Annotated in this window: 16 protein-coding genes and 1 other RNA gene; 8 read left to right on the top strand and 9 right to left on the bottom strand. The window is 47.4% G+C overall.

The annotated features are described in order from the left end of the window. Positions 1-8: 8 nt before the first annotated feature. Positions 9-1,550 (top strand): 2,3-bisphosphoglycerate-independent phosphoglycerate mutase, encoded by a 1,542-nt coding sequence (gpmI, locus tag ADS79_RS29970; RefSeq protein WP_049742100.1) that lies wholly within the window; start codon positions 9-11, stop codon positions 1,548-1,550. 101 nt (positions 1,551-1,651) lie between these two features. Beyond that, positions 1,652-2,938 (top strand): phosphopyruvate hydratase, encoded by a 1,287-nt coding sequence (gene eno / locus ADS79_RS29965; protein WP_049742099.1) that lies wholly within the window; start codon positions 1,652-1,654, stop codon positions 2,936-2,938. Positions 2,939-3,061: 123 nt separating this feature from the next. On the opposite strand, the gene ADS79_RS29960 is transcribed toward eno, so the two are convergent. From ADS79_RS29960 to ADS79_RS29945, 4 genes are all read right to left on the bottom strand, one after another. Further along, on the bottom strand, positions 3,062-3,679 hold the full coding sequence (locus tag ADS79_RS29960; protein ID WP_049742098.1) for a hypothetical protein: 618 nt from the start codon (positions 3,677-3,679) through the stop codon (positions 3,062-3,064). Positions 3,680-3,849: 170 nt separating this feature from the next. Further along, on the bottom strand, positions 3,850-4,677 hold the full coding sequence (locus tag ADS79_RS29955; protein WP_049742097.1) for an ABC transporter ATP-binding protein: 828 nt from the start codon (positions 4,675-4,677) through the stop codon (positions 3,850-3,852). 20 nt (positions 4,678-4,697) lie between these two features. Continuing rightward, the gene (locus ADS79_RS29950; RefSeq protein ID WP_049742096.1) at positions 4,698-5,732 is read right to left on the bottom strand and encodes a FecCD family ABC transporter permease; all 1,035 of its coding nucleotides are present in this window, start codon (positions 5,730-5,732) and stop codon (positions 4,698-4,700) included. Further along, a complete protein-coding gene (locus tag ADS79_RS29945) occupies positions 5,732-6,739 on the bottom strand; it encodes a FecCD family ABC transporter permease (protein WP_049742095.1) in 1,008 nt (335 codons plus the stop codon). The genes ADS79_RS29950 and ADS79_RS29945 overlap by 1 nt, the downstream gene beginning before the upstream one ends. Positions 6,740-6,948: 209 nt before the next feature. Here ADS79_RS29945 and ADS79_RS29940 point away from each other — a divergent pair, with 209 nt between their 5' ends. Beyond that, entirely contained in the window at positions 6,949-7,962 is a 1,014-nt protein-coding gene (locus tag ADS79_RS29940) for an ABC transporter substrate-binding protein (RefSeq protein ID WP_049742094.1), read from the top strand. A 106-nt stretch (positions 7,963-8,068) separates the two neighbouring features. Here the strand turns inward: ADS79_RS29940 and ADS79_RS29935 are convergent, their stop codons facing one another. The 5 genes from ADS79_RS29935 to ADS79_RS29915 form a co-directional block, all read right to left on the bottom strand. After that, positions 8,069-9,313, bottom strand: a complete 1,245-nt coding sequence (locus ADS79_RS29935) for a YjgB family protein (RefSeq protein WP_049742093.1) — start codon at positions 9,311-9,313, stop codon at positions 8,069-8,071. Continuing rightward, complete coding sequence (locus ADS79_RS29930; RefSeq protein WP_049742092.1) at positions 9,303-9,827, bottom strand: RNA polymerase sigma factor; 525 nt, start codon at positions 9,825-9,827, stop codon at positions 9,303-9,305. The genes ADS79_RS29935 and ADS79_RS29930 overlap by 11 nt, the downstream gene beginning before the upstream one ends. 111 nt (positions 9,828-9,938) lie before the next feature. After that, positions 9,939-10,685 carry an ABC transporter permease gene (locus tag ADS79_RS29925; RefSeq protein WP_049742091.1) on the bottom strand — a complete coding sequence of 249 codons (747 nt, stop codon included), beginning with the start codon at positions 10,683-10,685 and terminating at the stop codon, positions 9,939-9,941. After that, positions 10,685-11,443: an ABC transporter ATP-binding protein gene (locus ADS79_RS29920; protein ID WP_049742090.1), complete on the bottom strand. Its 759-nt coding sequence runs from the start codon at positions 11,441-11,443 to the stop codon at positions 10,685-10,687. Before ADS79_RS29920 ends, ADS79_RS29925 begins: the two co-directional genes overlap by 1 nt. Before the next feature lie 74 nt (positions 11,444-11,517). Continuing rightward, positions 11,518-11,916 carry a YqzM family protein gene (locus ADS79_RS29915; RefSeq protein WP_049742089.1) on the bottom strand — a complete coding sequence of 133 codons (399 nt, stop codon included), beginning with the start codon at positions 11,914-11,916 and terminating at the stop codon, positions 11,518-11,520. A gap of 291 nt (positions 11,917-12,207) precedes the next feature. On the opposite strand from ADS79_RS29915, the gene secG reads away from it, so the two are divergent. From secG to ADS79_RS29895, 5 genes are all read left to right on the top strand, one after another. Next, entirely contained in the window at positions 12,208-12,450 is a 243-nt protein-coding gene (gene secG, locus ADS79_RS29910) for a preprotein translocase subunit SecG (protein ID WP_049742088.1), read from the top strand. Positions 12,451-12,591: 141 nt separating this feature from the next. After that, the gene (gene rnr, locus ADS79_RS29905; RefSeq protein ID WP_049742087.1) at positions 12,592-15,096 is read left to right on the top strand and encodes a ribonuclease R; all 2,505 of its coding nucleotides are present in this window, start codon (positions 12,592-12,594) and stop codon (positions 15,094-15,096) included. A gap of 117 nt (positions 15,097-15,213) precedes the next feature. Beyond that, the gene (smpB, locus tag ADS79_RS29900) at positions 15,214-15,687 is read left to right on the top strand and encodes an SsrA-binding protein SmpB (RefSeq protein ID WP_049742086.1); all 474 of its coding nucleotides are present in this window, start codon (positions 15,214-15,216) and stop codon (positions 15,685-15,687) included. 256 nt (positions 15,688-15,943) lie between these two features. Continuing rightward, positions 15,944-16,299: a transfer-messenger RNA gene (gene ssrA / locus ADS79_RS34725) on the top strand. Positions 16,300-16,500: 201 nt separating this feature from the next. Next, positions 16,501-17,868 carry a sigma-54 interaction domain-containing protein gene (locus ADS79_RS29895; protein ID WP_201783432.1) on the top strand — a complete coding sequence of 456 codons (1,368 nt, stop codon included), beginning with the start codon at positions 16,501-16,503 and terminating at the stop codon, positions 17,866-17,868. The last annotated feature ends 23 nt before the right edge of the window (positions 17,869-17,891 follow it).

Raw genomic sequence — 17,891 nt, 5'->3', positions numbered from 1 at the left:
GAAGAGAGATGGCACAAAGACCAAAACCGGTTGCCCTGCTCATTTTGGACGGCTTTGGCCTGCGTAGTGAAACGTACGGGAATGCTGTTGCGCAGGCGAGCAAGCCGAATTATGATCGCTACTGGAACCAATATCCACATGCCACACTGGAGGCGAGTGGACTTGCCGTAGGTTTGCCAGAGGGACAGATGGGCAACTCTGAGGTAGGGCATCTCAATATTGGCGCAGGGCGCGTTGTGTATCAGGATTTGACTCGAATCACCAAATCGATCAGGGAAGGCGCGTTTTTTGAAAACGAGACCTTGATCGAAGCGTTCCAGCATGCCAAGAAAAACGGCAAGCAGCTGCATCTTTTCGGGCTTTTGTCCGATGGAGGAGTACACAGCCATATCGATCACTTGTTTGCGATGCTGGAGCTTGCGAAGCAGCAGGATTTTGAGCAGGTCTTCATTCACGGCTTTTTGGACGGTCGTGACGTCTCGCCAGACAGCGCAGTGGGGTACGTGGAGCAGCTCCAAACAAAGATCGCTGAAATCGGTATAGGGCGTATTGCCACCGTACAGGGACGCTATTATGCGATGGACCGTGACAAGCGTTGGGAGCGTATCGAAAAGGCGTACCGGGCAATGGTGTACGGCGATGCCCCTCGCTATCAGGATCCGATCCAGGCGATCAAAGAATCGTATGAGAAGTCAGTCATGGACGAATTCGTTATGCCAACAGTGATCGTCGATGAAGCGGGAGAGCCAGTCTCCACAATTCATAGCGGGGACTCCATCATTTTCTACAACTTCCGTCCTGACCGTGCGATCCAAATCTCACAGGCGTTTACGAACGAGGATTTCCGTGGCTTCGACCGTGGAGAGAATCATCCGCGTGATTTGCATTTCGTTTGCTTGACGCATTTTTCGGAGACGGTCAATGGCTATGTAGCCTACAAGCCTTCCAACCTGGATAATACGCTGGGAGAGGTTTTGTCCCAACAAGGCTTGAAGCAGCTTCGAATAGCTGAAACAGAGAAATATCCGCATGTTACCTTCTTCTTCAGTGGAGGGCGTGAACAGGAGTTTCCGGGCGAAACCCGTATCCTGATTCCATCTCCCAAAGTAGCGACGTATGATTTGCAGCCGGAAATGAGTGCTCCAGAGCTCACAGATGCAGTGGTCAAAGAAATCGAAGCGGAAAACTTTGACGCAATCATTCTCAATTTCGCCAACTGCGACATGGTCGGTCACTCCGGAATGATGGAGCCTACGATCAAAGCAGTAGAAACAGTAGATGCCTGCCTGGGACGCGTGGTCGAAGCGATTCTCGCTAAAGGCGGAGTAGCGGTCATTACGGCAGACCATGGCAATGCCGATCTCATGCTGGATGAAGCGGGCCGTCCGATTACTTCACACAGCACGTATCCGGTGCCAGTGATTGTGACCAAAGCAGGTGTTCAGCTCCGGGAAGACGGTGTTTTGGCGGACCTTTCGCCGACGCTGCTTGATCTTTTGGGCGCAGAACAGCCAGTTGAAATGACAGGTAAATCGTTACTTGCAAAATAGTCCTCTCTAGCACACACTAAATAGAGGCTGTCTAATTGCGAGGACAAACAATAAAAATACGTGTGGGGTTGCCTACATAGATTAAAAGGAGATGGAAGAGAATGGCAATGATTACTGACATTTACGCACGTGAAATTATGGACTCTCGCGGTAATCCGACTGTGGAAGTTGAAGTGTACCTGGAAGATGGCTCTATGGGTCGCGCAGACGTTCCATCTGGTGCATCTACAGGGGCGTATGAAGCGGTTGAATTGCGTGATGGCGATAAATCCCGTTACCTTGGAAAAGGTGTGCTCAAAGCGGTAGAAAACGTAAATGAAATCATCGCTCCTGAGCTCATTGGCATGGATGCCTTGGATCAAGTAGGCATTGACATGGCGATGATTCAGCTCGATGGCACAGATAACAAAGGCAAGCTCGGTGCAAACGCGATTCTGGGTGTATCCATGGCAGTAGCGCGTGCAGCAGCAGATTCCTTGGGAGTACCACTGTATAACTACCTCGGTGGCTTCAATGCGAGAACATTGCCTGTACCGATGATGAACATCCTGAACGGCGGAAAGCATGCAGACAACACAGTAGACATTCAGGAATTCATGGTTATGCCAGTAGGCGCTGAGTCCTTCAAGGAAGCGCTGCGCACAGGTGCTGAAATCTTCCACTCCTTGAAAAAAGTGTTGGGCGAAAAAGGTTTGAGCACAGCCGTAGGTGATGAAGGCGGATTCGCACCAAACCTGAAATCCAACGAAGAGGCAATCACTACCATCCTGGATGCGATCAAGGCAGCTGGCTATGAGCCAGGCAAAGACGTATTCCTCGCTCTGGACGTAGCAGCAACCGAAATGTTCAAAGACGGCAAATACCACTTCGAAGGCGAAGGCGTTGTGAAAACAACAGAAGAAATGATCGCTTTCTACGAAGACTTGGTAAGCAAATATCCGATCATCTCCATTGAAGACGGCTTGTCCGAGGACGATTGGGATGGCTGGAAAGCACTGACTGACAAACTGGGCAGCAAAGTTCAGCTCGTTGGCGATGACTTGTTTGTAACCAACACAGAGCGTCTGTCACGTGGTATCGAAAGCTCTACAGCTAACTCCATTCTGGTGAAAGTAAACCAAATTGGTACCCTGACAGAGACTTTCGAAGCAATCGAAATGGCGAAGCTCGCTGGATATACAGCAGTTATCTCCCACCGTTCCGGTGAGACTGAGGATTCCACGATCTCTGATATCGCTGTGGCAACGAATGCTGGCCAAATCAAAACAGGTGCTCCATCCCGTACAGACCGCGTAGCGAAGTACAACCAATTGCTGCGTATTGAGGATGAACTGGGTGATACCGCTCGTTTTGGCGGACGTGCTGCTTTTTACAACCTCAAAAAGTAAGCGAATGCGAGCTGATTAACAAATAACCGGGTGGTGCCTATGTGCGAATGCTGTACATAGAGCACCGCCTTTTTTGTGCGAAAACGTATGGCGTTATGTTAGGAACTGCAGTCGAGGACAGTTTCATGGTGGCGAAGTGGGCATGCAATGGAGAGGCAACAATCGCGGAGGAGCGGGGAGAAAGTTAGGACGAGGCTTGCATGCTTGCGCCATGATTTCAATCACAGCCACAGCCTCAACCCGGATTTCATGACAGACGAATACATGCAATACGACTTTATCATCATATAAAAGGCCTGTTTGGGCAGTGCACTCAAAGTCTACGATTCGGCAAACGAGATTGTCCTGGTCTAGCGGCTCTGGTATGCATAGAACGATTTCATCCTCTAGCTCAAGCGGCAGCTCAAATTCGAATAATAGCTCACAATCTGCAAAAAAGAGAAGTGTAAGAGTGGTCTGGAACAATCGCTGGACAATACCCATGGGCACTGGATTTCCTGCATGATAAATGGTGGTGCGACGGATTGGACGACAAGTCCGGCATGTGATCTCCTTTGGAGAATACGGCTCATAACCCTGAATACATTGGACAGAAATACGCAGCCCTGCTTCTCTAGCCTCGTGGACCATGGCGCGGTAATGCAGCGGTACAGCGACAGGAATGCGAGCATAGCTGGTCGTGAGTACCCAATCGTACAGCTTGGGCACGCGTATATACGTTTCGCGAAGCTGGCTATTCAAGTGGGATTCACGTCCTTTCAGAGAAAAATACCTGTCGCTTTATCCTATGAGCAAAACAATAGATGGGCATCTGTCTAGGGAAATTTTCTAATGTGGCGGTGCACAGCTTCGAATTGCCAGCATACAAAAAGGACTGCAGCCGAATTTCGGGCAGTCCTCTTTCTGTTCGCTTATGACATAACGACTGTTTTTTGTTCTATGGGTTGGGGGGCAATACGGCTTTTGCTGTACGGGATACACATCGGTGTACCATATAGCGGATCTTGTGTGATTTGACAGTCCATATGAAAAACAGTGCGTACCAGATCGGTGGTCAGGACCTCGTCTGGAGTACCTTCCGCAACAACACTTTGACCGTGAACAGCCACAATATGATGGGCGTAGCGGCAAGCCAGATTCAGGTCATGGAGGACCATGACGATTGTGCGTTGCTCAGTTTCATTTAGCTCGAACAACAAATCCAGAATCTCAATCTGATGCGACATATCGAGGTAGGTTGTTGGTTCATCCAGCAGAATTGTTTCGGTTCCCTGAGCCAGTGTCATGGCGATCCAGGCGCGCTGTCGCTGTCCACCAGAGAGGGAATCAACGGGCCGGTCTGCAAGCGGCATGAGCTGGGTAGCTTCCAGAGCTTTTTTCACCATTTCCTCGTCTTCCTCGGACCATTGCTGGAGCCAGTTTTGGTACGGGTAACGTCCTTGCTTGGCTAGCTGCAGGACAGTGAGTCCTTCTGGTGCCGTAGGACCTTGCGGCAGGATAGCCAGCCGTTTTGCCACTTCCTTTGTGGAATGCTTGGCGATTGATTGACCATCGAGCAGGATGGAGCCATCCTTTGGCTTGAGCAGGCGAGCAAGAGAACGTAGCAAGGTGGACTTGCCGCTTCCATTACTTCCGATGAAGACCGTAATTTTTCCACGAGGAATGTGCAAGTCCAGGGCCTCGATGATATTGCGATCTCCATAGGACAACGTTAACTGACGTGTTTCCAGAGCTGACATGGTGGGCAGGTCTCCTTTCACTACCGATTTCGGTTTTTATACAACAGAAAGATGAAAAACGGAGCGCCGACAGCAGATGTGAAGACGCCAACGGGAACCTCGATCGGAGAAAAGGTCATTCGCGCGACCAGGTCAGCAAGCAGAACGATCAAGGCACCAATGAAAGCCGAGACGGGCAGAGCACCACCAAACGACGGACCGATCAATTGCTTTGCGATGTGTGGTGCCAGCAAAGCGACAAAGCTGATATCGCCTCCTACAGAAACAGCGGTACCGGTCAAGGCTGCACAAATCATGAGCAGGAAAAAGCGATCCCATTGAAGGATGCTGCCGAGGCTGGTTGCAACATCATCTCCGAGCTGCTGGATGTTCACTCGTCTGGTCAAAACAGCCGCTGCCAGGATCAAAATGATGACCCACGGCATAATCATCCAGACATCGTTCCATTCCACACCGTAGATGCTTCCAGACAGCCAAAGCAGTGCTTTGTTTTGCAGAAGAAACGGGCTGAAAATAATCAGGATCGTCACGACTGCACCAGCGGCAATTTTAATGCCGACCCCAATCATGACGAGTCGCAGCGGTGTTACGCCTTTTTTCCAGGCAAGAGCATACAACAAAAGGGTAGTCAAGGTTGCGCCGAGAAATGCGACAGGTGGTAGCCATTTGATGCTAACCGATGTGAACAGGAGCAAAAAGCTTACAGCTGCCACGGAAGCACCTCCCGCGACGCCAAGAATATCGGGAGAAGCGAGCGGATTGCGGACAATGCCTTGCATGATGGCACCTGCTACAGCCAGAGCCGCTCCCACTAAAATCGCGATAATGATGCGCGGCATGCGAAATTGCTCAACGATCAGTGCATGATCCTCGGCTCCGATTCCGAGTACGACCTTGAGTACGTCGAGCGGAGCAATTTTCATTTCCCCCATCCCGAGGCTGACAATAGCCACAAGGATCGTTAAAAGAAGACCGAGCGCAGAAAACAACAGTGTTTTCTTATGTAACTGAAAAGATGCAAAGCGGCCAAGTCGAACAGATACAAAATCCTTCATTATTTATCCAGCCCCTTTCGCGCGACATAGATGAAGAATGGAATGCCGATCAGGGCGGTCATGACACCAATAGGTACTTCAGCAGGCATGGCAATATAACGTGCGCCGATATCTGCGATGAGCAGGATAATCGATCCAAGCAACCCGCTGTACAGCATCACCCAGCGTGTATCGATGCCGACTAAAAAGCGAGCGAGATGCGGTGTAACCAAGCCGACGAAGCCGATAGGTCCTGCGACAGCTACAGAACACCCGGACAAAAGTACAATGACGATTCCGGTAGCCAGCTTTACGAGAAGTGTACGCTGCCCCAAGCCTTTTGCGACATCGTCACCCATGAGCAGGGTTTGAATGGGACGGGCCAGAACGAATGCTGCAAGCCATGCGATTACCATATAAGGAAAGACAGAGGCTAAATATTCGAGTTTTCTGCCTCCGACCGAGCCAGCGAGCCAAAAGAGGACTTCGTCTGCTGCCTTTTCATTTAAGACCATCATTCCGTGTCTGATCGATGCGGCAAGAGCCGTAATTGCTGCACCTGCAAGGACGAGTTTGACGGGAGTTAACCCGTCTCGGCCCAGAGAACCGAGCAGGTAGACGATAAATCCGGCGACAGCCGCGCCGAGAAAGGAAATCCAGGTAAACTGGGTTAAACTGCTGATGCCTACGAAAGTGACGGCAAACACGACAAAGAGAGAAGCACCTGCATTCAGTCCAAATAGCTCGACATCAGCAACCGGGTTTCTCGTCAACGATTGAAGCAGTGTGCCAGCAAGTCCGAGGCAAAAGCCAACGGTAAGTGCGTTTAAAACGCGGGGTACCCGCACTTCCTTAATGACGATGTGCTCATTGGTACCGTTAAAATTCGTATAGGCATCAATGGCGGTTTGCCAGCTGGTATCGATTACACCGAAAATCAGGCTGGCGTAGCTGAGATAAGTAAGAAGCAAAATAGCAATGATGACTCCCAGAATTTTACGAAAGTTGCTCGACAACAAAGCGCTCATGAGGCCTACATCCTTATCTATCTTTTAGCTTTGAGTGGATTTTATGTTATTTCATTTATTAAGTTTAGAGGTAGGAGCGAGATGTGTCAATGATCTTGAGAGTCATTATCATTTAATTGTTGACTTCTGACAGGCTTGAATGTAGGATATTCTTTGTCATTGATTTAGATTCTCACTATCAGAAAGATATTGAAAGGGGTCCTTTCACCATGTTTTCTCGTATATATCGGACCGCAGGCGGTAAAGCGTTTTTTGCTGTCTTGATGGCGCTTTTGCTGGTTGTCACTGGTTGTGGCGGCAATCAACAAGCAAGCGAACAAAAGCCCGCAGAACAAAAGCCTGCTGACCAAGCTACTGGCAATACAGGTGGTTCTGATCAATCTTACACTGTTAAACACGCGATGGGTGAAACAACTATTAAAGGTACGCCACAGCGTATCGTTATGCTGACCAACCAAGGTACTGAAACATTGATGGCTCTGGGTGTGAAGCCGGTAGGTGCTGTAGGCGCTGCCAATGATCCGACACAATTTTACGATTTCACAAAATCGTTTTTGGAAGGTACCAAGTCTGTTGGTACAGAAGGTCAACCAAACCTCGAAGCAATCGCTGCTTTGAAGCCAGACCTGATTCTCGGTATGAAATTCCGTCATGAAAAAATCTATCAACAGCTGACTGCAATCGCACCAACTGTTTTCGTAGAAGAGCCACGCGGTGACTGGAAAGCGAACTTCCAATTGTACGCGGAAGCGATCAATAAGAAGGCGGAAGGCGACAAGGTCGTTGCTGATTGGACCAAACGTATTGAAGACTTCAAAGCAAAAGCTGGTGACAAGCTGAAAACGCAAGTATCGGTAGTACGCTTCATGCCTGGTAAAGTTCGTATCTACTATAAAAACACGTTCACTGGCGCAATCTTCCAGGAACTCGGACTGGCACGTCCAGCTGCTCAGGATAAAGATGATTTCGCAGCAGAAGTAACGAAAGAGCGCATTCCAGAAATGGATGGCGACATCATGTTCTACTTTACTTACGAGACAGGAAAAGGAGAAGCGTCCAAGCTGGAGCAAGAATGGACCAATGATTCTCTCTGGAAAAACCTGAATGTAGTGAAAAACAACAAAGCATTCAAAGTGGATGACACCATCTGGAACACATCCGGTGGCGTAGTCGCAGCAAACAAAGTATTGGATGAGCTGGAAGGCTACATCATCGGTAAATAATATACATGAAAAAGAAGACGGAGCCGCAAATCCCGTCTTCTTTTTATTCGTCCCGAACCAGACAAAAGCCCGAGTCATTACACTCGGGCTTTTGTTCTTCGTATTTTTAGCCAGCCATATTGTTGATCGTACCGCGTGGGTAGTAAATATTGACGTGGTCGATGTAGAGTGTACTTTTCTTTTTGTCGATCACACCTGTGAAGATGATCTTCAGCTCGTATTTGTCATTTACTTTATAAGTGTAGATCGTTTCGCCGTTCAACGTTGTTTTGCTTTGTGGTTCACCAAGTGCTTGGTTGACTTCTGCGAGTGAGATGGCTTGCAGTCTTGGATCGTAGGAGCGAATATCGACAACCTGCATGCCTTTGTTAAAGGCGAAGACGAGACCGAGATCGCGATAAGTGTTGTAGGTGATTCCTTTGATGGTGGAGATGTTGTTCGGCTTACCCAATACCTTCTCCATTTCATCGAAAACATCTTTTTCTACACGATAGGAGCTGCCGAATGTTTGCCCGTTTTTAGCGAGCTCACGCAGGTCCTTCAACATATCTGTATTGCTGCCATAGAGCATCAGATTTTTGTTGCCTTCCGGGTAATAGAGGTTATAACGAACGAGAGTCAGCGCGTTATTGCTCGTGTTCTCGGTACCTTGAAAGATCATTTTCACTTGATATTTAGAGGTTACATCATACGTATAGATGGTCTGGTTCGCATACTCACTTACGCGATTTGGTTGTCCCCATCTTTTTACGACCTCAGACAGCGTAATTTTTTGCAGCTGTGGATCAGTGGAGCGGATGTCTACGATTTGCATCCCTTTGTTGTAGCCAAATGCAACTTGCTTTCCTTTATAAGTGGCGTAGGAGAGGCCATTCGCATTATCCTTCGTATCAGGATTCCCCAAATCCTTTTCCACTTGGTCAAACACGGTTTTTTCAATTGGATAAGGTGAGTTGATGATCAAGCCTTTTTCCGCTTGCTTGCGGATGTTTGCGAGGAGCTCCTCCGATTGTGTCACGATCGGTGCTGGATTACTTGTGCCCCCGTTGCTTGCTCCTGTTTCCAATGTTCCAGAGGCCCCTGGTGCTGTTGTTTGTGGGGGAGTTGGCGGCATGGCACTCGGTTGATTATTGCTGACGAGCGTAGCCCCCATCCAAAAAGCAGCAACAAGAACGGAGCAGATCGCGACGCCTTTTCCAAACGCAGAAAATCGGGAGCTGGCATTTACCCTTCTGCGACTATCATCTTGGCGAATCGCATTTACGATCTTTTGTTTGTTATCCGACTTCATTTTCATGTCAGGCAATCCTTTCAGTTCATTTAGAAGCTGATCGTCATTTTTAAATGGCATTCCCAATCATCTCCTTCTTATCCTGCTCCAGCTTTTCTCTGACGGCCTTCATAGCACGATGGAGAGTAACATTCACCTTGTTCTCTGACCAGTCCAAGATTTCAGCTGTTTCTTTGGAAGACAAGCCCTTGATTCCGCGTAAAATCAAGACTTCTCTATAAGCAGGCTTGACGTGCTGAATCGCTTGGTAAAGTGCTTGCTGCTCTTCCCGAAGATTCATGACTTCCTCAGGTGTGCGCTCATCCGATTTCAGGTGGGTGAGCCATTTGTCGGGTAGCCAATTTCGCAAGCGTTGTTTTCGCGCATAATCAATCGCGGTATGACGGGCAATCGTTAACAGCCATGTTTTCGGCTGGGATCTACCTTCGAACGAATCCAATGAGCGTAGCGCCTTGAGAAAGACATCCTGTACGAGATCATCTACATCTTTGTTTCCGGTGTAGTAGACGAGAAACTTGTAAATGTCGTCGCTATAGCGCATAAACCATTGTTCAATCATTTCGTTTTTGTCCATAGCTGAACCACCTTTGCTCTTTCTACTTGTAATTTGACGACTCACATATCGTTTCATTACAAAAATGCAAAAAAAACTGCCAGAGAACGAACGACAGTTTTTGGAAAAGGATTATAGGCGAAGTATGGAGTCTTTGGTAAACCAGAGCCGATAGCTAAGCAGACTGATCAGAACAGCAGAGATCGCCGCAGATGAAGAAAAGCTGAGCATGATGAGAATCTGATATCGGACTGCCTCGATTGGGCTGGCACCGGCGACAATCATGCCTGTCATCATGCCAGGAAGCTGTACGAGTCCGATGGTTTTCATTGTGTCAAAGGTAGGAATCATGCTAGCCTTTACCGCGCGCTTCAGAACACCCTGGACGGCCTGTCGCGTGGATGCTCCTAGGCTGAGGAGTGTTTCAATCTCGCCTTTTGCCGTGTCTACTTCACGATTCATATGCGTCAGAAAAAGGCTGGAGACGATCATTGAGCTGCCGATAATCATCCCGCTCATGGGAATGAGGTACTGTGGGGTAGGGGTAACCAGTCCCAGTATAACCATGAGTCCCATTGTAACTAGCTCAGTGATGGCTAGGGAGAACGCGATCCGCCAAAAAATCCCCGGTAGGTTCTTGCCTCTGCTGGCGGCATTCCAGGAAGCTACCGAAATCATCATGATAATCAGAATAACAATGAAAAAGACATTGTCTGAATGAAACACAAAATTCAAGACATATCCGATCAAAAGCAGTTGGATGGTCGAGCGAATGGTGCCGATGGCAATTTCCTTTTCTAAACCGAGCTTTTGCCAGAGGGAGAGCAGAAGTGCGATCAGTACGAAACCAAATGCAAACCACATCGATGTATAGGTCATCAGTGTCCCTCCTCAGCAGCCACCACCATCGTCTTCTGATTGTGCAGGAAGTCTTTGGCTGCTACCGTTTGCGGCGCATGGAAAAAAGCTTCACTCGGTGCATCTTCATGAAGCTCGTGGTTGGCCATGAACCAGATGCGTTTGCAGGCGATACGTGCTTCTTCGAGATCATGTGTGATCCAGATCAAAGTCGTGCCCGTTTGTGTATGCAAATCGATCAGAAGCCGCTCTGCCGCTTGCTTGCTCAGAGCATCGAGAGAAGCAGTTACTTCATCTAATAGTAAAATCTCGGGCTGGAGCAAAAGGGTTCGAGCGAGAGCGAGTCGCTGCTTCTCACCACCGGAGAGCTGCTGAGCAGGCTTGCTCCAATCCAGGTTTTCGAGGTAAAGCTGTTCGAGCAGGTCACGCGCATGCTTTTGGTCAAAAGGGCGCTGGTGCAGGGTACTGACCGTGCGTAAATTATCTTCGACACTACCTGGGAGCATGACGGCATGCTGCGCGACGTAGCTCATTTTCATCCGCCATTCTGCTGGGTCCCATTGTGAGATATCTTTCTGGTTCAGGCGAACGATACCACTGTCAGGTGGGATGAGGCGACCTAAAATCCGCAGCAGGGTGCTTTTTCCTTGTCCTGACTTGCCGAGTACCCCGATGGTGGTGGGCTCAGTGATTTGGGCGTCTACATTGCGAAATAGCCATTGGCCCGAGGGAGAATCAAATTGTTTGCCGAGTGATTCAATCTCAATTGTCGTGTGCATAAAATCACCCCTTATAACGTGGAAAACACCGAAGAGGACGAGTCTTCGGTGTTTCACTATAGCTATCTATGTACTTATTTGTGTTCAGACAGCCATTGTGCAACCGCTTGAATTTCTGGTTGCTTCTTCAGCATTCCTGGTGGCATGCCGCCTCTACCATCTTTAATGATCTTGGCGATATCTTCGGCGCTGAGACTCGCCCCAACTTTTGTCAAGTTAGGACCTGCGATTCCTTCCAGGTTTTGACCGTGACAGGATGCACAGTTTTGTTTGAAAATAGCAGCAGCGTCAATGTTTGCAGTAGGTGCTCCACCTTCGCCTTGTGCTTCACCGCCGTGTTGTGGTGGAAAAATAATCGATCCTACAAGTGCAATGAGAAAAACTAGAAACAAGATACCAAACGAAGTGAAAAAGGCCTTCGCGGAATCAATTACGTCGTTTTGATTCATGTCTTTTTTGTTGGACCCAGCCATCTGACAAAGACCTCCCAAAGCAGATAATTATAAAGGTTCAACTGCAATTTTACGGCAAAATCTTGACAGTTGCAAGGAGACTGCCAAACCGACAAAGAAAGTACACAATTTTCCTTTTTATACAGTCCTAACTTTCCTATATTCTCCCTAATCTAGGCGAATATTATTTAACAGATATTCTCTTATATTATGGAAGGGATAGCAGGTTGCTGTCGTCCACCAAGTATGATAAAGTGTTTATATTGGTTTTTACCGTGTATGCCTTGGAAATATGTTTTGAGGTGAATGAAGATGGCATTAGCTGCAAAAATTTTACTTGTGATCGCAAGTATTGGCTTAATTATCGTCGTATTGCTGCAATCTGGAAAAAGTGCCGGCCTCTCGGGTGCGATTGGTGGCGGTGCTGAGCAACTGATGGGCAAACAAAAAGCCCGCGGGATCGATGCGCTTTTAGGAAAACTGACAGTAGGATTCGCAATTGGATTCATGGTATTTGCGATTTTGCTCGGTTATTTCTTGAAAACCGGAGCGTAATAGACGTATGGCCGAAAGACAGCGAGTGCGACTTGCTGTCTTTTTCTCTATTCCGATTGCGACGGGTGCAAGCGGTGAATACTACATAGTAAAGGATAAATGGAATAGCGTGGCATGGCCGCGCACAAAGGAGGTTTGTGAATGAAAGATCAAGATATTCTTGCTTTTATGAGAGAGCAAGCATACCACCCAATGACGGTGAAAGAATTGGAAGCAGCTTTTGAGATTGCCGATTCGGCAGCATTTAAAGAATTGGTGAAGACGCTCAATGCACTGGAAGCAAGCGGAGAGGTTATTCGTACGAGAGCGAATCGCTACGGTGTACCTGAAAAAATGAATCTGGTACGCGGAAGATTGCAAAGCCATCCAAAAGGCTTTGGCTTCATCATACAAGAAACGCCTGGCCTGGAAGACATTTATGTCCATGCCAATGACATGAACGGGGCTATTCACGGTGATACGGTATATGTACGGGTAGAGAAGGAAGCAGGCGGAGATCGCCTGGAGGGACGTATTGTTCGCATTGTGGAACGCGGCATCAAGCAAGTGGTCGGAACATTCCAGGACGAAAAGCATTATGCCTTTGTCATTCCGGATGAAAAACGAATCGGCAAGGACATTTTTATCCCGAAGGAAGCTTATAATGGCGCGGTAGATGGTCACAAGGTAGTCGTCAACATCGTTCGTTATCCTGAAGGTCGAGTGAATCCTGAGGGAGAGGTCGTCGAGATTCTGGGGCACAAAAACGATCCGGGAGTCGACATTTTATCGATTATCCGCAAGTTTAACCTGCCAGAAGCGTTTCCCGAGGATGTATTGGCTGAAGCAGATGCAGCACCAGATGAGATTTCTGAGGATGAATTGAGCGGTCGTCGCGATTTGCGCGAGCGTATGATGGTTACGATTGACGGAGCAGATGCCAAGGACCTGGATGATGCGGTTTCTTTAGAAAAGCTGCCTAACGGAAATGTGCGTCTCGGCGTGCATATTGCGGACGTAAGCTACTATGTTCGCGAGAAATCTCAGCTGGATAATGAAGCATATCGTCGCGGTACGAGCGTTTACTTGGTTGACCGCGTGATCCCAATGCTGCCACATCGTTTGTCCAACGGGATTTGCAGTCTCAATCCGCAGGTAGACCGTCTGACGATCTCGTGCGATATGGAGATGGACCAAAGCGCGAACGTTGTGAAATACGATCTGTTCCTCAGTGTGATTCGGACAAATGAGCGAATGACGTATGCAGACGTACGCAGCATTTTGGTAGACAAGGACGAAGCGCTGATCGAAAAGTACAGCGAGCTGGTCCCGATGTTCCAGGAGATGGAGCAGCTGGCACTAAAACGACGGGCAAACCGGATGCAGCGCGGGGCAATCGACTTCGACTTCCGCGAAGCGAAAATTTTTGTGGACGAAGAGGGAACTCCGACAGATATTGGTTTCCGTACGCGCTCTATTGCTGAGCAAATGATCGAGGAATTCATGCTGGCGGCAAATGAAACAGTGGCTGAGCATTTCCACTGGATGAAGCAGCCGTTTATGTATCGAATTCACGAAGATCCAAACAGCGAAAAGCTCATGGCGTTTATGGAGTTTATTACGAACTTCGGCTACTCGATTCGTGGAAAAGGCAATTCGGTTCACCCACGTGCCTTGCAGCAATTGCTGGAAGAGGTAAAAGGAACGCCAGAGGAGATCATTATCAGCACAGTGATGCTGCGTTCGATGAAGCAAGCGCGTTATGACGCGGAAAGTCTCGGTCACTACGGCTTGTCTACAGAGTTTTACACGCATTTTACTTCTCCCATCCGCCGTTATCCGGACCTCATCGTTCACCGTCGTATTCGCGACTGGATCGAGCAAGGTGAGCAATTGTCGGAAAAACGTCTGGGCTATTGGGCAGAACAAATGCCTGTCATTGCCGAGCATGCTTCCCAGCGTGAAAGGCTCGCTGTAGATGCAGAGCGTGAGACCGATGATCTGAAAAAGGCCGAGTTCATGAAGGAGAGAGTCGGAGAAGAATTCGAAGGCGTCATCTCCAGCGTAACTTCGTTCGGGATTTTCGTCGAGCTGCCAAACACGATCGAGGGCTTGGTACACGTCAGCTATTTGACAGATGACTACTACCATTATCACGAGAAGATGTTTGCACTCGTTGGTGAGCGGACAGGCAAGCAGTATCGGATTGGGGACGTCGTGCAGGTTCGTGTCGCGAATGTCAACGTGGATGAGCGGACCATCGACTTCGAAATCGTTGGCATGACGAAAGCAGCAGGCTTCCGTGGCAGCCGCGAACGTACACCTCGTGTCATCGATGGACGCAGCGGAGATCGTAAGCCTACACGAGGCAAGCAGGATCGCTCTCGTACCGGACGTCCAGAACGTCCAGATCGACAAAAAGACAAGAAGCATCCGGCAGAAATCCGGCAAAAATATAAGGATCGTCGCAAGAGTGAAGGCAACAAGCCGCCTCGTCGGGCCGGTGCCAAGGCTGCTCCTGGCAGTGAGGCCGTTGTACCGCTTGGGAATGGGGAAGCAGCAGAAACGGCGACAAAACGTGAAAAAGGGTTCTGGGAGGATCTTGTAAAGTCCAAGAAAAAGAATCGTAAAAACGTCACCAGCCAAGCGAAGCGGAAGCGTCGTTAAACATTTGTGTAAGAGCAATTTTGGCGACTTTACCCGGTAAATGGCTTGCCACAGAGGGCAAAATTTGCTAGACTAACTGTTACCAAATGTAAGAAAAACGCAAGTGAGGTGATCTCCATGTCAAAAGATAAAGCCGGAACCAAGACAGTCGCCCAAAATCGAAAAGCACGCCATGATTACCATATCGAGCAAGTATTCGAAGCAGGGATTGCTCTGACCGGTACGGAGATCAAATCCGTGCGTGCCGCACGTGTGCAGCTCAAGGACAGCTTTGCCAGTGTTCAGGACGGCGAGCTGCTGTTGCACAAAGTACACATCAGCCCGTACGAGCAGGGGAATCGCTTTAATCATGAACCGGAGCGGACTCGCAAGCTTTTGATGGGACGTCTCGAAATCCTCAAGCTCAATGGCTTGATTCGCGAACGAGGATACTCGCTGGTTCCGCTCAGCATTTATTTGAAGGGCGGATGGGCCAAGGTCGAGCTGGCACTCGTCAAAGGGAAAAAGAACTACGACAAGCGCGAAGACCTCAAGAAAAAGGACGCAGCGCGAGAAGTGGAACGTGCCCTGCGCGAGCGGCAGAAGGTATAGGAGCGTTAGCCGCGATTTATCAGTGGCTTTGCGCTACTGGTGCACGCTGGCAGGCTTGGCAGCAATCAACGTTGAGTTTTGCATGACAAATGTGCTATATTAAATAGGCAGCAAGCAGTACACACTGTTAACAACTACTACAGTCTAGGTGTTGAACGGTTAGTCCTTTTCTTCACCTAGACTTTTTGTCACCTTTCCTTATAGAGCCAGTTTGAAAAGGCCAAACCGGACTTTTTAAACACTCCTCTTATACCATGGGGGCGTTCTGGATTCGACGGGGATGGTAGAGCATGAGAAGCGAGCCGGGGGGCTGCGGACCTCGTCAACAACGCGGAACGCCATTAACTGGCAACAAACAACTTTCTCTCGCTGCTTAATAACCAGTGAGGCGCTACCATTCCATCGCCCATGTGGCATGACTAGCGCTCAACTTTAGTGGGATACGCCGGAGGCTTCCGCCTGGAGCCGAAGGAAGAAGATCAATCAGGCTAGGTAACGGGTCAGCGCGTCACTCCGCGAATCCGGTGCCGAAATCTAAATGAGTGACTGCGCTCGGAGATGCTCATGTATCGCTGTTTTCGGACGGGGGTTCGAATCCCCCCGCCTCCACCAAATACATAAAACCAAAACCACCTGATGAAGGTGGTTTTTTTGTTGCTGTTTGCTATTTATTCTGGAAGCGCTCTCATTGTCATCCCGCAGGTTGAACACATATTCAAAGAAAAATGGGATCTGAATTATCAATCAATTCCAAAGTGTAAAAATAATAATAAAAAATGTACAATATTTTTACACAACTAGGAGGGATGTCGCTTGTATTATGAACAACTAAACCAGATGAAAGAGAATTTTAAACAAACAGATTTAATTTGTATTGTTGATAAAAAGGGAAATATATTATATTACAACAACTATAACGACGTTTGTAATAAATTGGGGAGCAATGATGTTATTGGCATGCCATTATTGGAGGTTTATCCGTGGCTTTCAAATGAAACAAGTACAGTGTTAAAAGTTATTGAAAAGGGAGAACCAATTGTGAATGAACTGCAATGCTATGAGGTTAATAAAAGCTTTACTGTTAACGCTATTAACTCCGCATTCCCGTTAAAAAATAAAAGTGATTTATTGGGAGCTGTTATAGTCTCGACAAACCTAGATGAAAAACCTCATAAAATGAAGAAAAATAGCAGGATACATAAAGAGGCTCTTGCAACGTTGCATGCAAAGTATACATTTAACGATATTGTAACAGTTAGCGAGGGGCTGAATTTAACGAAAATTCAACTAAAAAAAGCAGCTCTTAAGGATTCTAATATACTTATTTATGGTGAAACAGGAACGGGAAAAGAGTTGTTTGCGCATTCGATCCACAATGATAGTAGTAGGAGAAATTTCCCATTGGTTGCACAAAATTGTGCTGCCATTCCTAGTACTTTAATTGAAAGTATTTTGTTTGGAACAACAAAAGGAAGTTTTACAGGTGCTGAAGACAAGCAGGGAATATTTGAAATTGCTGATGGTGGGACCCTTTTTCTAGATGAGATTAACTCTATGCCTATAGAAATGCAGGTTAAGCTATTAAGGGTTATTGAGGAAAGAACAGTTAGAAGAATAGGAGATCATAGAGATATCCCAATAAACGTAAGAGTTATTGCTTCAACAAACGAAAATCCAATGAATTTGTTAAAGGAAAAAAGGTTTAGAGAAGATTTATTTTATCGTTTAAATGTTGTTAGTGTAGAAATTCCTCCATTGAGGAAGCGAAAAGAAGATATTGATTATTTATGCTCCTATTTTATTAATTATTATAATCAAGCTTTTGGTGAAAACATAACTGGTTTAGACTCAGAGGCAAGGAAAATACTAAATAATTATGGATGGCCAGGTAATGTTAGAGAGTTACGGAATTGTATTGAAGGTGCTTTTAATTTAGTGGATGGAAGTATAATAACCCCAAAAGAATTGCCCACATATATTTTAGCATCAGAGGAAGATGCACCAATAAAAAAGTTATCTGACGGAAATTCATTAATGGATTTAGTAGAGCAGTATGAAAAGGAAATTTTGAAGGATGCTTTAGTTAAAACTCATTTTAATATTGCAAAGGCTGCCAGACTATTAGCAATACCCCGGCAATCCTTTTATAACAAAATGAAAAAGTACAAGCTTCAGACGTAGAACATATGTCAAAGAATTTTACA

Source organism: Brevibacillus reuszeri (assembly GCF_001187725.1).
Taxonomy (GTDB): domain Bacteria; phylum Bacillota; class Bacilli; order Brevibacillales; family Brevibacillaceae; genus Brevibacillus; species Brevibacillus reuszeri.
This window is presented reverse-complemented; position numbering and strand designations above follow the sequence as displayed.

What these genes read in the sequence shown, in the direction of transcription:
- ADS79_RS29925 (WP_049742091.1), bottom strand. Translation starts at nt 10,685, where the DNA reads ATGACCTATACATCGATGTGGTTTGCATTTGGTTTCGTACTGATCGCA.
- ADS79_RS29920 (WP_049742090.1), bottom strand. Translation starts at nt 11,443, where the DNA reads ATGCACACGACAATTGAGATTGAATCACTCGGCAAACAATTTGATTCT.
- ADS79_RS29955 (WP_049742097.1), bottom strand. Translation starts at nt 4,677, where the DNA reads ATGTCAGCTCTGGAAACACGTCAGTTAACGTTGTCCTATGGAGATCGC.
- eno (WP_049742099.1), top strand. Translation starts at nt 1,652, where the DNA reads ATGGCAATGATTACTGACATTTACGCACGTGAAATTATGGACTCTCGC.
- ADS79_RS29945 (WP_049742095.1), bottom strand. Translation starts at nt 6,739, where the DNA reads ATGAGCGCTTTGTTGTCGAGCAACTTTCGTAAAATTCTGGGAGTCATC.
- gpmI (WP_049742100.1), top strand. Translation starts at nt 9, where the DNA reads ATGGCACAAAGACCAAAACCGGTTGCCCTGCTCATTTTGGACGGCTTT.
- ADS79_RS29935 (WP_049742093.1), bottom strand. Translation starts at nt 9,313, where the DNA reads ATGCCATTTAAAAATGACGATCAGCTTCTAAATGAACTGAAAGGATTG.
- rnr (WP_049742087.1), top strand. Translation starts at nt 12,592, where the DNA reads ATGAAAGATCAAGATATTCTTGCTTTTATGAGAGAGCAAGCATACCAC.
- smpB (WP_049742086.1), top strand. Translation starts at nt 15,214, where the DNA reads ATGTCAAAAGATAAAGCCGGAACCAAGACAGTCGCCCAAAATCGAAAA.
- ADS79_RS29930 (WP_049742092.1), bottom strand. Translation starts at nt 9,827, where the DNA reads ATGGACAAAAACGAAATGATTGAACAATGGTTTATGCGCTATAGCGAC.
- ADS79_RS29915 (WP_049742089.1), bottom strand. Translation starts at nt 11,916, where the DNA reads ATGGCTGGGTCCAACAAAAAAGACATGAATCAAAACGACGTAATTGAT.
- ADS79_RS29950 (WP_049742096.1), bottom strand. Translation starts at nt 5,732, where the DNA reads ATGAAGGATTTTGTATCTGTTCGACTTGGCCGCTTTGCATCTTTTCAG.
- secG (WP_049742088.1), top strand. Translation starts at nt 12,208, where the DNA reads ATGGCATTAGCTGCAAAAATTTTACTTGTGATCGCAAGTATTGGCTTA.
- ADS79_RS29940 (WP_049742094.1), top strand. Translation starts at nt 6,949, where the DNA reads ATGTTTTCTCGTATATATCGGACCGCAGGCGGTAAAGCGTTTTTTGCT.